Below are 12,414 nucleotides of genomic sequence, written 5' to 3' on the forward strand. Positions count from 1 at the left end.
AAGGCCCTCCAGATCCACGGCGGCTACGGCTACATGCGGGACTACCCCATCGAGCGCATGTACCGCGACGCCCGCATCGTGCCCATCTACGAGGGCACCTCCGAGATTCAGAAGGTGGTCATCTCCAGAGAGCTGCTCAAATAACATTTGGGAGACAGAAAGGAAAGGGTGCGTATTATGGAAAAAATCGATCTCAACCAGCTGATTGGCATGAAGATGGAGCCCCGCTACGTAGAGTACAACTGGCGGGATGTGGCCCTCTATAACCTGGCTGTGGGCGCCCACAAGGAGGATCTGGCCTACTACTACGAAAAGTACCTCAAAGCCATCCCCACCTACGGCGCGGTCCCCTATTGGGCTACCGTCAACGTCCGGCCCTATCAGTGGATGCCGCTGCCCGCCTCCATGCTGGCGGATGAGCTCATCAAGCCCACCATTGCATTCCTGAACATGGACCACGAGATCATCTGGCATCGGCCCATCGACGCCATCAAGGGCACCTTCCAGTGGCAGGACCAGATCGTGGACGTATACGACCGGGGCGAGGGCAAGGGCGCCGTGGTCAAGACCAAGATCGACGTCCGGGACGAAGCCGGCAACCTGGTCTGCACCAACTACTCCACCACCTTCTTCCACGAGGCGGGCGGCTTCGGCGGCAAGCCCATGCCCAAGAGCCCTGTGGTCATCCCTGAGCGGGAGCCCGATTTCGCCGTGGACGACTATGTGACTCCGGTGCAGAACCTCCTTTACCGCCTCACCGGCGACACCAACCTCATCCACGTGGACCCCGAGTACGCCAAGAACATGAAGTTTGACCAGCCCATCGTTCAGGGTCTGTGCTCCTTCGGCTTCGCCTGCCGCATGATGATCGACAAGCTGATCCCCGGCCAGCCGGAGCGCGCCAAACGCATGGCCGCCCAGATGAGCAGCCCCCTCCTCCCCGACACGCCGGTCCAGACCCAGATCTGGAAAATTGACGAAGGTACCGCCTATTTCCGTTTCATTGACAAGAACACCGGCAAGGCTGTCCTCAACCGCGGCGTTTTTGAGTGGGCTTAATCCAAATTCTGTCGAAAAAATTGGTGTGGCCTTTTCCATTGCCATTTTACGTTAAATAGTATTGTAAACGAATTATTTTTTCACAAAACTAATTGAATTGGAAAGAAATATTGGATAAAATCAAATCCGCTCCAAAAAAGATTTACGTGCAATAGTGCCAAAAGATTATTGACTTTGGCCAAAAGATGCTATATCCTGGAGGCGGAAACTGGTTTTGGAGTTATCCAAACCATTAAAAGGCAGTATCCGAAGGTCAAATTTGTGGGAGGTAATTTGTTATGAACAACCTGCTTCTGGAAGTGGAAAACGGGATCGCCCTGCTGACCATCAACCGTCCCAAGGCCCTCAACGCTCTGAACAGCGAGACTCTGGCCGAGCTGAACACCTGCCTGGCCGAGCTGGAGAATAACGACGATGTCAAGGTGGTCATCCTCACCGGTTCCGGCGAGAAGTCCTTCGTGGCCGGCGCCGACATCTCTGAGATGGTCAACGCCACTCCCGCCGAGGGCCGCAAGATGGGTCTGCTGGCCCGTGAGGCTTTTGGTCGTCTGGAGAATATGCCTCAGGTCACCATCGCCGCTGTGAACGGTTTCGCTCTGGGCGGCGGCTGCGAGATCTCCATGGCCTGCGACATCCGCGTGGCCTCTGACAACGCCAAGTTTGGCCAGCCCGAGTGCGGCCTGGGCATCCTGCCCGGCTTCGGCGGCACCCAGCGTCTGCCCCGTCTGGTGGGCAAGGGCCGTGCCAAGGAGCTCATCTTCACCTGCGACATGATCAGCGCCGACGAGGCCTTCCGTATGGGTCTGGCCAACCACGTGGTGCCCCAGGCCGAGCTCATCGACTACTGCAAGGCCATGGCCGGCCGCATCATGAAGAACGGTCCTCTGGCCGTGGCTCTGGCCAAGCAGGCCATCAACACCGGTTCCGACACCGATCTGGACAGCGGCCTGAAGCTGGAGGCCAACCTGTTCGGCCTGAGCTTCTCCACCGCCGACAAGATGGAAGGCATGACCGCTTTCCTGGAGAAGCGCAAGGAGAAGCACTTCATCGGCAAGTAAGCTGATACATCCGCGTACCAGTCCTGCGCAAGCGTCGGGACGCTGGTACAAGAATCCCTGTGACCGCGCCCGGCCCGGAGCCTCCCGCCGAGAGGATACATCCGGGACCGGCCCTCCCCGTTTGGGGATGGCGGCCCGGTGTTCCTCAACCAGGAGCTCCGGGCCGGGCTTTTTCACCGTACAGACGCGGCGGTAAGTTGTTGGTTCCGCCGCCGTCTACACTATGGGAAGGGAAGGATCACTCATGTCCAAGAAACCTATCATCTCCGCTGCGGAGGCCGCCGCGCTCGTCAAGGATGGCGACATCATCACCACCAGCGGCTTTGTGGCCAGCGCCATGCCGGAGGCCCTGAACCGCGCTCTGGAGGCCCGCTTCCTGGAGACCGGTTCTCCCAAGAACCTGACCCTCTTCTATGCCGCCGCCCAGGGCAACCGTGACGGCAGCGGCGCCGACCATTTCGCCCACGAGGGTATGCTCAAGCGCGTCATCGGCGGCCACTACAACATGGTCCCCGAGCTGGGCAAGCTCATCAACGCCAACAAGCTGGAGGCCTACAACCTGCCCCAGGGCACCCTGTCCCAGCTCTATCGTGACATTGCCGGCCACAAGCCCGGCCACATCACCCACGTTGGCCTGAACACCTTCGCCGATCCCCGGATCGAGGGCGGCAAGCTCAACTCCGTCACCACCGAGGACATCGTGGAAGTGGTGAACATTCTGGGCGAGGAGAAGCTCCTCTACAAGGCCCTGAAGTTTGATGTGGGCTTCATCCGCGGCTCCTACGCCGACGAGAACGGCAACGTGACCCTGGAGCACGAGTGCTGCACCCTGGAGGCCACCTCCATCGCTCAGGCCGTGAAGAACTCTGGCGGCAAGCTGGTGGTCCAGGTGGAGAAGGTGGTCCAGAACGGCTGCCTCGACCCCAAGCTGGTGAAGATCCCCGGCATCTACGTGGATGCGCTGGTTATCTGCGAGAACAAGGAAGACCACGCCCAGTGCCAGGGCTGCGAGTACGACGGCTCCATGACCGGCGACTTCCGTGTGCCTCTGGGCAGCCTGGAGTATCCTCCCATGAGCGCCAAGAAGATCATCGGCCGCCGTGCCGCTATGGAGCTAGAGCCCGACAAGGTGGTCAACCTGGGCATCGGTATCCCCGAGTACATCTCCATGGTGGCCAACGAGGAGGGCATCGGCGACTACATGACCCTCACCGTGGAGGCCGGCCCCGTGGGCGGCGTGCCTCAGGGCGGCCCCAAGTTCGGCGGCTCCGTCAACGTGGAGTCCATTCTGGACCAGCCCTATCAGTTCGACTTCTATGACGGCGGCGGCGTGGACCTGGCCTTCCTGGGTCTGGCTCAGGCCGACAAGGAGGGCAATATCAACGTCTCCAAGTTTGGTCCCCGGATCGCCGGCTGCGGCGGCTTCGTGAACATCACCCAGAACGCCAAGAAGGTCTTCTTCTGCGGCACCTTCACCGCCGGCGGCATCAAGACCCATGTGGAGGACGGCAAGCTGGTCATCGACCAGGAGGGCCGCGAGCAGAAGATGATCGATACCGTGGAGCAGATCACCTTCTCCGGCGCCTATGCCAACAAGACCGGCCAGCCCGTCAAGTACATCACCGAGCGCGCCGTCTTTGAGCTGCGTCCCGACGGCGTCTATCTCACCGAGGTGGCCCCCGGCATCGACGTGCAGACGCAGGTCATCGACCTCATGGGCTTTACCCCCAAGATGGAAGAGGGCGGCCCCAAGCTCATGGACGAGCGCATCTTCCACGACGGCCTCATGGGCCTGAAGTGATCCCGGCATGAGGGGCTCCGGCCTCCGGAGCCCCCCTTCCCTTCGGGAACAGACCGTTTCCCGAGCCCGTTCCTATTGTTGAGACTGAGATAGAAAGGGGACTTTCCTTTGAACTGGGGAATCCTAATCCTATTCATCGCCATCATCCTGTTCGGTGTGCTGGCCTTCCGCGGTATTTCCGCACTGATCCTGGCTCCTCTGGTCACCTGCTTCGTGCTGATCTTTACCCCCATCTTTGCGGGACAGGACATCGCCATCCTGGATGGCCTGAAGACGCAGTTCATGCCTGCCGCAGCCAACTACGTCTCAAGCTACTTCCTGGTGTTCTTCGTGGGCGCCATCTTCGGTGCTGTCTATCAGTTTACGGGCGCTGCCAAGTCCATCGCCAAATGGCTGGCCGGCATGTGCCAGGGTAAATTTGTGGCCCCCATCATCATGTGCATCACCGGCCTGCTGACCTACGGAGGCATCTCCGGCTTCGTGGTCTTCTTCGTCATCTACCCCATCGCCCTCCAGATGTTCCGCTCCGCCAACCTGACCCGCCGCCTGATCCCCGCCGCCATCTCCGCCGGCTGCTGGACCTGGTCCATGTATGGCCCCGGCTCCCCCTCCATCCAGAACGTTATCCCCATCGACATCCTGGGCACCACTCCCACCGCCGCTTTCGTGCCCTCCCTGATCGCCACCGTGGCCTCCTTCGTGATGATCTTCGTGTGGCTGGAGTACCGTGCCCGCGCCTTCTCCAAGCGGGGCTTCTACTTCCATGATGACCGTATGCGGACTCAGCTCTCCCCCGAGGAGCTGCAGGAGGACGATCCCAACGAGGTCCTGCCCAACCCCATCGTGGCTCTGATTCCCATTGTTGTCATCCTGGTCCTCTTCAACGTGCCTCTCTTCAACGGTGCAGGTCTCCCCGTTGAGACCTCCGTGTTCGCCGGCGTGGTCCTGGCCGTCATCCTCTTCTTCCCCCGTATCGAGGGCGGCATCACCGGCTGGGTCAAGGTCTTCAACAAGGGCGCTGCCGACTCCGGCGTGTCCATCCTGAACACTGCCATCGTCGTCGGCTTCGGCGGCGTGGTGCAGAACACCCAGGGCTTCACCGATCTGGTGGCCAGCCTCCAGAAGCTGGAGATGAACCCCCTGATCTTCGTCATGATCACCGTGGCCGTGTGCGCCGGCGCCTGCGGCTCCGCCTCCGGCGGTATGGGCGTGGCCTTCAACGCCCTGAAGGACGTCTACGCCGCTCTGGGCGCCAACTTCGAGTACGTCCACCGTATCGGCGCCATCGCTGCCGGCACCCTGGACACCCTGCCTCACCAGGGCGCTCAGATCACCCTGCTGGGCATCTGCAAGTGCACCCACAAGGAAGCCTACTTCGACATCGCCATCACCCAGATCGCCATTCCCTTCATCACTTGCTTCATCTTCATCGCTCTGGCTTCCATGGGTCTGTAACAGCTTTTATGCCAAAAAACAGGAGACGACGTACGTCGCCTCCTGTTTTTTTATACAAATTTTTGCCTTTAAAAATGTGGATATCTCCAGCTTGACAGCGTCGCTGCACAGTGGTACATTGTAATTACAATAGTTCTGTATCAAAACTATTTTTATCTAGAACTATACCATCCCTGCTTCAAGTGTCACACCATTTTTCCCACCACACATGTAACATCAACCGCGATCAAATGAAAGGATGTGTCGACCATGAACTTTACCCTCACACAAGACCAGCAGCAGATCCAGCAGCTCGCCCGAGAGTTTGCGGAAAAGGATCTTCTCCCCGGCGTTCTGGAGCGGGACGAGAGCAGCGAGTTCCCCCTGGAGGCGTTCCGGAAATTCGGTAAGACCGGCATTTATGGTCTCCCCTATCCCACCGAGGTGGGTGGCCTGGGAGGCAGCTACCTGAGCTATATCCTGGCTGTGGAGGAGATCTCCAAGGTGGACGCCTCCTTCGGCATCGCCTTCTCCGTGGACACCTCCCTCTACGGCGGCAGCATCATGAATTCCTCCGCCCCTGAGGAGATCAAGAAGAAGTTCCTGGCCCCCATCACCTACGGTGAGAAGATCGGCTCCTTCGGCCTCACCGAGCACACCGCCGGTTCCGACGCCGCCGGTCAGCGCACCGTGGCCACCAAGGACGGCGACAGCTACATCATCAACGGCTCCAAGTGCTTCAACACCAACGGCCCTCTGGCCGACTACACCGTCATCTACTGCCTCACCGATCCCGCTCTGGGCACCAAGGGCATGGCGGCCTTCGTGGTGGAGAAGGGCACCCCCGGCTTCACCGTGGGCAAGGTGGAGAACAAGATGGGCATCCGTTCCGCCCACGTCTCCGACATGCACCTGGACAACGTCCGCGTCCCCGCCGAGAACATGATCGCCCAGCCCGGTGAGGGCTTCAAGCTGGCCATGAAGACCCTGGACGGCGGCCGCATCGGCGTGGCTGCCCAGGGCCTGGGCATTGCCAAGGGCGCCTTTGAGATCGCCCGGAAGTACATGATGGAGCGCGAGCAGTTCGGCAAGCCCATCTGCAAGCAGCAGTACCTGGCCTTCAAGATGGCCGAGCTCCAGACCAAGATCCAGGCCGCTGAGCTGCTGCTCTACAAGGCCGCCATCTGCAAAGAGGAGGGCCAGCCCTACACCGTGCCCGCCGCCATGGCCAAGATGACCTGCACCAACGTGGCTATGGAGGTCACCACCGAGGCGGTCCAGCTCCTGGGCGGCAACGGCTACATGAAGGACTACCACGTGGAGCGCATGATGCGCGATGCCAAGATCACCCAGATCTACGAGGGCACCAACGAGATCCAGAAGCTGGTCATCAGCGGCCAGATCTTCCGCTAATCCCCTCTTCCCTTCGTTTCCTTCCATCCTTTACCCAACACACTTTTACCCCAACGCAATGGCCGGACGATCCTGATCAGATCGTCCGGCCATATTTTATGCGCCGCCCACTTTGGGCGGCGCACCCGCGCCTTTGCACACATTGCACGATTATATGGTCAAAAACAGGGTGAATCTTGGTTTGACAAATTGGTCCTACCGTTTTATAATCTTGTGCAAGATTCAAAATCCGGAGCTGAGGTCTCATGAAGATCATCATACAAATTGCCATCATTTTTTCCATATGCTGGGTCAGCCAGATCATTGAGGCCCTGCTTCCCATCGCCTTCCCCGCCAGCGTCATTGCCATGGTCCTGCTGCTCCTGCTGCTGTCCGGGGTCCTGCGGGTGGACCACATTCGGGAGAAGTCCGATTTTCTGCTCTCCAACATGGCCTTCTTTTTCATCCCCGCCGGGGTGAGCGTCATCAACTATTTTGACGTGCTGGCCAGCGCCCTGCTGCCGCTTCTGGTGATCTGCGTGGTGAGCACTGTTCTCACCTTTGCGGTCACCGCCTATGCCGTCCGTCTCACCCGCCGTCTCATGGATCGGAGGAAATCCTGATGTCTGAACTGTTCTCGTCTCCCTTTTTCGGCATCTCCCTGAGCATTGTGGCCTTTCTCATCGGGGTCCGGATCCGCAGGCGGACCGGCCTGGAGCTGTGCAATCCGCTGCTCATCGCCATCGTGCTGGTGTCCGCCGTGCTGCTGGTCTGCCGGATTCCCTACGAGGCCTATGACCAGGGCGGCGCCGTTATCAACATGTTCCTGGCCCCCGCCACCGCCTGCCTGGCGGTGTCCATCTACACCCGCATCCAGCTGCTCAGGGAGAACTGGCTCCCCATTCTGGTGGGCTGCACCGTGGGCTCCCTCACCTCTATGGGCAGCATCTACGGCCTGTGCCGGCTGTTCCGGCTGGACCAGACCATCATGGTCTCCCTGCTGCCCAAGTCGGTGACCACCCCCATCGCCATCAGCGTCTCCCAGAGTCTGGGCGGCATCCAGGCCATCACCGTGGTGGCGGTCATCATCACCGGCATCCTGGGTAGCATTCTGGCCCCTCTTCTGGTCAAGGTATTCCGGATCAGTGACCCGGTGGCCGCCGGTCTGGCCATCGGCGCCTGTTCCCACGCCGTGGGCACCTCCAAGGCCCTGGAGCTGGGTGAGACCGAAGGCGCCATGAGCGGCCTGGCCATCGGCGTGTGCGGCATCCTCACCGTGCTCTTCTCCCTGCTCATCGCTCCATAACATGCAAAGACCGCCCCGGCTGCAACAGCCGGGGCGGTCTTTGTGTTTTACCGCATGGTCAGCCACATGATCCAGATGAGCGCCAGTACAAAGAGGGTCATACCGGGATTCACCAAAAAGTGTCCCCAGGTCTCACCGTCGCCCCAGCTGGTCCCATCGGCAAAGTCGATCAGCTCGGCCCGGCGGCGGAAGAAGGTCCAGTAGAGGGCCCACAGCATGGACACCAGCACCAGCATGGCCAGAACCAGGTTGCCCGTCTCCCCCATAAGCCCACCCAGAGGCAGGAGCCCGGCGGAGACGAAGTTCACCCCGGCGTGGAGGAGCATACAGCCTTTGATGCTGCCGGTGCGGAGCAGGATGCCCCCCAGGACCATGCCCACGGCAAAGGCGTAGATCATCTGATAGAGATTTCCGTGGACCAGGGCGAAGAGAAGGGCGGAGGCGCACAGGGCGAAGCCGTCGCCCCAGGGCCGCAGCCGCCGGAGGAGCATCCACCGAAAGAACAGCTCCTCACACACCGGTGCCAGCAGGCAGCTGTAAATGAGATTGAAGGCCACGGGAAGGTCCCCCATGGCGTCCAAGGGGTTGGAGATGGGCTCCCCCCGCAGGGCGGCCAGCGCATCCATCAGGGAGAGGGTGACGATGTTGGCGAGATAGAGCCAACCGGTGGCCAGCAGCCACATTCCCGCCCAGTTCTCGCCGTTCAGCCGCTGCCGTTCTGGGTCCGGACACTCCAGCGGGGCGGTCCGCAGTACCAGCATGGCCGCCGGGAAGCCGATGAGGTAGGTGGCGGCGGCAGAGATAAGGTAGGGCACCAGCGCATCCTCCAGCAGGGCCGGCGCCTGTGACAGGATCAGATACTGCAGCAGGAGCTGGACCCCCACCGGCAGAAGGATCATAGCCAGCATGGCCACTCCCACCCGGGAGAAGGTACGGCGGTACCGCCGGGCCTCCTCCCCCGCAAAAAATTCCCAGAGCTCCTCCATATGGGCGCTCCTCCTTTTCCAACAGCATAGGTAAAAAGCGGGCCCCGGCACAAGCCGGGGCCCGCCGCATATGGGTTATTTTATCACTTGATGGCCTTGGTGTCCACTTCCTCGTGGAGCAGCTTGGCAAAGTCGGCGCAGGACATGGCGCCCAGGTCCTCGCCGGTGCGGTGACGGGGAGAGACGGTGCCGTTCTCCATATCCCGGTCGCCCACCACCAGCATATAGGGGACCTTCTCCATGGTGGCCTCGCGGATCTTCTTGCCGATCTTCTCGCTGCGGTGGTCCACCTCCACCCGGAAGCCCTGGGCGTCCAGGTCCTTGGCTACCTGGTCGGCGTACTCGGCGGCACGGTCGGTGACGGGCAGGACCTTCACCTGGACGGGGGAGAGCCAGGCGGGGAAGGCGCCGGCAAAGTGCTCGGTGATGACGCCGATGAAGCGCTCGATGGAGCCCAGCACCACGCGGTGGATCATGACGGGGCGGTGCTTCTGACCGTCCTCGCCGATATACTCCAGCTCGAAGCGCTCAGGCAGCTGGGAGTCCAGCTGGATGGTGCCGCACTGCCAGGTCCGGCCCAGGGAGTCGGCCAGATGGAAATCCAGCTTGGGGCCGTAGAAGGCGCCATCGCCCTCGTTGATGACGAACTCCTTGCCCATGGCGGTAATGGCGTTTTTCAGGATGTCCTGGTTGAGCTCCCACTCCTCCACGGTGCCGATGTGGTCCTCGGGCATGGTGGAGAGCTCGATGGTGTAGGAGAGGCCGAAGGTGGAGTAGACCTCGTCGAAGAGGCGGACGGTCTCCTGGATGACGTCCTGCATCTGGTCGCGGGTCATGAACACGTGGGCGTCGTCCTGGCTGAAGCAGCGCACCCGGAAGAGGCCGTGGAGGGCGCCGGAGAGCTCGTGGCGGTGGACCAGGCCGATCTCGCCCACCCGGAGGGGCAGCTCCTTATAGGAATGGGGCTCGCTGGCGTAGACCAGCATGCCGCCGGGGCAGTTCATGGGCTTGATGGCGAAGTCCACATCGTCAATGACGGTGGTGTACATGTTGTTCTTATAGTGGTCCCAGTGGCCGGAGCGCTCCCACAGCTGGCGGTTGAGCATCATGGGGGTGGATATCTCCACATAGCCGTAGCGCTTATGGACCTGCCGCCAGTAGTCCAGCAGGGTGTTCTTGAGCACCATGCCCTTGGGCAGGAAGAAGGGGAAGCCGGGACCCTCGTCCCGGAGCATGAAGAGGCCCAGCTCCTTGCCCAGCTTGCGGTGGTCCCGCTTCTTGGCCTCCTCGATCCGGGCCAGGTACTCGTCCAGCTCGTCCTTCTTGGGGAAGGCGATGCCGTAGATGCGCTGGAGGGTCTCCCGGTTGGAATCGCCCCGCCAGTAGGCGGCGTTGCAGGCGGTCAGCTTCAGGGCGTTGCCCTTCACCCGGCCGGTGGAATCCAGGTGAGGACCGGCGCACAGGTCGGTGAACTCACCCTGCTTGTAGAAGGAGATGTGGGCGTCCTCGGGGAGGTCGTTGATGAGCTCCACCTTGAAGGGCTCGCCCTTCTCCTCCATGAGCTTGAGGGCCTCGGCCCGGGGCAGCTCAAAGCGCTCCAGCTTCAGCTTCTCCTTGCAGATCTTCTTCATCTCGGCCTCGATCTGCTCCAGGTGCTCGGGGGTGAAGGCAAAGGGGGCGTCCATGTCGTAGTACCAGCCCTCGTCGATGGAGGGGCCGATGGCCAGCTTCACCTCGGGCCACAGCCGCTTGACGGCCTGGGCCATGATGTGGGAGCAGGTATGCCAGTAGGTCTGGCGGTATTCGGGGTTCTCAAAGCTAAACTCTTTGTTTTCTTCTGCCATGGTAATTCCTCCTAGTATTCTGGGGCAGGCAATAAAAAAGCCCCACCCCTGATGATGATTCAGGGGTGAGACGAAAGTCCCACGGTTCCACCCTGCTTGCAAGAAGCGTTTGAGCCGTCGCGAGCAGCACGGATGGACCGGAGCGAGGGCGAGGGGAGGGGCCACAGGCCCCGGACACCAGCCCGAGTCGGAGGGAAGCCGTGCGTTGCGAGCAGGCGAAACGTGACACCAAAGCGCGGAGCGCCCGGGAGCAGGACAACAGTGAGCCGCGCAGACCGAAAAACAGGGCGGGCAAAGCCCGGCGGTATTTTCGGCGGAGCGGGGAACAGTTGGCCGTCGCGGAGGGCGCGCAGCGTGACACCGAAGCGCGGAGCGCCCGGCAGTACAGCTCTGACATCTTGCCGCTTGTGTCCCACTGTAACGGGCGGGTCCCGTCCCGGTCCTTTCCCGGGCGGCTCAGGAGTGGTACCGCCGCCGCGCACACAGGGCACTTTCACCATCTGTGTCCCTCTCTGGGTGCCGCCTTTGCGGGTTCTTCTCCGTCGATGCCATTTTAATGGGGTTACTATATCACCAAAAGCGGGCCCTGTCAAGGGGATGCGGCGGCTACTCCCGGGAGATATATTCCTCCTCACAGGTCCGCTGCGCCTGGATCAAAATGCTGTGGGCTTTTGCATATTCCCCTTCCTCCAGGGCATCGATACAGTCGGTGCAGACATTGAACAGCATATGATACAGTTTTTGATACAAGTCCTCCATGTTTCACACCCCCACATTCGTGCTACAAGCTATATTTCTATTGTAAACCTCATTTTTCTTTTTTCAAGCCAAAATCCCGCTAACAGCATGTTTATGCTGCCTCAGTTTTTCATATGCTTGACCTATGGAGGTGCGAGATGAAACTTGACTATAAGGAAATTGGCCGACGAATCGCTCGTCGGAGAAAACATTTGGGATTAAAGCAAGCGACTGTGGAAGAATTGGCTGATTTGGGAGACAAATATCTTTCCAGTATTGAGACCGGAAAATCCATCCCCTCCACCGAGGTCATCATGCGTCTGGCGCTGGCGCTGGACACCACGCCGGACGAGTTTCTGGTGGGCACGGCCCGGGACACCGGGGATCGCTGGCGTGAGGTGGCCGAACTGCTGCGGGATATGGACGACAAGCACCTGGAGCTGGCCGGGAGCCTCCTCACCTGGCTCAAGCAGCAGTCCCTCTGACCTTCCCTGTTGAGCAAAAAAGACGTGGAGCCTTTGAACTGCCCCATCTTGTGCGGACAGCACAAAAAGGCCTCAATGTGGGGAAAGATGAAGTTTTAGGCTGAGTGGCGCAGCGTGAGCGGCGCCACTCCAGTTTTTAGCTGGATGCGCTCGTGGTTGTAAAAATGGATGTAGCGGTCAATCATCTCATTGGCCTCGCAGAACGTGGCCGGTTTATGGGGGTAGATACATTCAGTCTTGAGGATGGAAAAGAAATTTTCCGCCATAGCGTTGTCATAAGGGTTTCCACGTCTTGACATAGACGGCGTAAT

Annotated in this window: 13 protein-coding genes; 9 read left to right on the plus strand and 4 right to left on the minus strand. The window is 60.4% G+C overall.

What is annotated here, in order from left to right; genetic code table 11:
* From Q0K15_RS08885 to Q0K15_RS08920, 8 genes are all read left to right on the plus strand, one after another.
* On the plus strand, positions 1 to 144 hold a 144-nt coding region (locus Q0K15_RS08885; RefSeq protein ID WP_294515444.1), incomplete at its 5' end, for an acyl-CoA dehydrogenase family protein.
* Between the two features lie 33 nt (positions 145 to 177).
* Entirely contained in the window at positions 178 to 1,059 is an 882-nt protein-coding gene (locus Q0K15_RS08890) for a MaoC/PaaZ C-terminal domain-containing protein (protein WP_294515418.1), read from the plus strand.
* Between the two features lie 278 nt (positions 1,060 to 1,337).
* Positions 1,338 to 2,117 (plus strand): enoyl-CoA hydratase-related protein, encoded by a 780-nt coding sequence (locus Q0K15_RS08895; protein ID WP_294515420.1) that lies wholly within the window; start codon positions 1,338 to 1,340, stop codon positions 2,115 to 2,117.
* Between the two features lie 244 nt (positions 2,118 to 2,361).
* A complete protein-coding gene (locus Q0K15_RS08900) occupies positions 2,362 to 3,918 on the plus strand; it encodes a CoA-transferase (protein ID WP_294515422.1) in 1,557 nt (518 codons plus the stop codon).
* A 108-nt stretch (positions 3,919 to 4,026) separates the two neighbouring features.
* The gene (locus tag Q0K15_RS08905) at positions 4,027 to 5,373 is read left to right on the plus strand and encodes a GntP family permease (protein WP_294515424.1); all 1,347 of its coding nucleotides are present in this window, start codon (positions 4,027 to 4,029) and stop codon (positions 5,371 to 5,373) included.
* 249 nt (positions 5,374 to 5,622) lie between these two features.
* Positions 5,623 to 6,765, plus strand: coding sequence for an acyl-CoA dehydrogenase family protein (locus Q0K15_RS08910; protein WP_294515426.1), 1,143 nt, complete (start codon positions 5,623 to 5,625; stop codon positions 6,763 to 6,765).
* A 245-nt stretch (positions 6,766 to 7,010) separates the two neighbouring features.
* Positions 7,011 to 7,367, plus strand: coding sequence for a CidA/LrgA family protein (locus tag Q0K15_RS08915; protein WP_294515429.1), 357 nt, complete (start codon positions 7,011 to 7,013; stop codon positions 7,365 to 7,367).
* Positions 7,367 to 8,050, plus strand: coding sequence for an LrgB family protein (locus Q0K15_RS08920; RefSeq protein ID WP_294515431.1), 684 nt, complete (start codon positions 7,367 to 7,369; stop codon positions 8,048 to 8,050). The genes Q0K15_RS08915 and Q0K15_RS08920 overlap by 1 nt, the downstream gene beginning before the upstream one ends.
* A gap of 47 nt (positions 8,051 to 8,097) precedes the next feature.
* Here the strand turns inward: Q0K15_RS08920 and Q0K15_RS08925 are convergent, their stop codons facing one another.
* From Q0K15_RS08925 to Q0K15_RS08935, 3 genes are all read right to left on the minus strand, one after another.
* Positions 8,098 to 9,036 carry a type II CAAX endopeptidase family protein gene (locus Q0K15_RS08925; protein WP_294515433.1) on the minus strand — a complete coding sequence of 313 codons (939 nt, stop codon included), beginning with the start codon at positions 9,034 to 9,036 and terminating at the stop codon, positions 8,098 to 8,100.
* 83 nt (positions 9,037 to 9,119) lie between these two features.
* Positions 9,120 to 10,880 (minus strand): threonine--tRNA ligase, encoded by a 1,761-nt coding sequence (gene thrS / locus Q0K15_RS08930; protein WP_294515435.1) that lies wholly within the window; start codon positions 10,878 to 10,880, stop codon positions 9,120 to 9,122.
* 606 nt (positions 10,881 to 11,486) lie between these two features.
* Positions 11,487 to 11,639 carry a hypothetical protein gene (locus Q0K15_RS08935; RefSeq protein ID WP_294515438.1) on the minus strand — a complete coding sequence of 51 codons (153 nt, stop codon included), beginning with the start codon at positions 11,637 to 11,639 and terminating at the stop codon, positions 11,487 to 11,489.
* A gap of 137 nt (positions 11,640 to 11,776) precedes the next feature.
* On the opposite strand from Q0K15_RS08935, the gene Q0K15_RS08940 reads away from it, so the two are divergent.
* Positions 11,777 to 12,103, plus strand: a complete 327-nt coding sequence (locus tag Q0K15_RS08940) for a helix-turn-helix transcriptional regulator (protein WP_294515440.1) — start codon at positions 11,777 to 11,779, stop codon at positions 12,101 to 12,103.
* Between the two features lie 95 nt (positions 12,104 to 12,198).
* Here the strand turns inward: Q0K15_RS08940 and Q0K15_RS08945 are convergent.
* On the minus strand, positions 12,199 to 12,414 hold a 216-nt coding region (locus tag Q0K15_RS08945; RefSeq protein WP_294515442.1), incomplete at its 5' end, for an integrase core domain-containing protein.

The sequence above is a fragment of the uncultured Intestinimonas sp. genome (genome assembly GCF_944387245.1).
Taxonomy (GTDB): Bacteria; Bacillota; Clostridia; order Oscillospirales; family Oscillospiraceae; genus Intestinimonas.

Coding starts and splice junctions, on each gene's coding strand:
- Q0K15_RS08890 (WP_294515418.1), top strand. CDS start 178: ATGGAAAAAATCGATCTCAACCAGCTGATTGGCATGAAGATGGAGCCC.
- Q0K15_RS08895 (WP_294515420.1), top strand. CDS start 1,338: ATGAACAACCTGCTTCTGGAAGTGGAAAACGGGATCGCCCTGCTGACC.
- Q0K15_RS08900 (WP_294515422.1), top strand. CDS start 2,362: ATGTCCAAGAAACCTATCATCTCCGCTGCGGAGGCCGCCGCGCTCGTC.
- Q0K15_RS08910 (WP_294515426.1), top strand. CDS start 5,623: ATGAACTTTACCCTCACACAAGACCAGCAGCAGATCCAGCAGCTCGCC.
- Q0K15_RS08915 (WP_294515429.1), top strand. CDS start 7,011: ATGAAGATCATCATACAAATTGCCATCATTTTTTCCATATGCTGGGTC.
- Q0K15_RS08920 (WP_294515431.1), top strand. CDS start 7,367: ATGTCTGAACTGTTCTCGTCTCCCTTTTTCGGCATCTCCCTGAGCATT.
- Q0K15_RS08925 (WP_294515433.1), bottom strand. CDS start 9,036: ATGGAGGAGCTCTGGGAATTTTTTGCGGGGGAGGAGGCCCGGCGGTAC.
- thrS (WP_294515435.1), bottom strand. CDS start 10,880: ATGGCAGAAGAAAACAAAGAGTTTAGCTTTGAGAACCCCGAATACCGC.
- Q0K15_RS08935 (WP_294515438.1), bottom strand. CDS start 11,639: ATGGAGGACTTGTATCAAAAACTGTATCATATGCTGTTCAATGTCTGC.
- Q0K15_RS08940 (WP_294515440.1), top strand. CDS start 11,777: ATGAAACTTGACTATAAGGAAATTGGCCGACGAATCGCTCGTCGGAGA.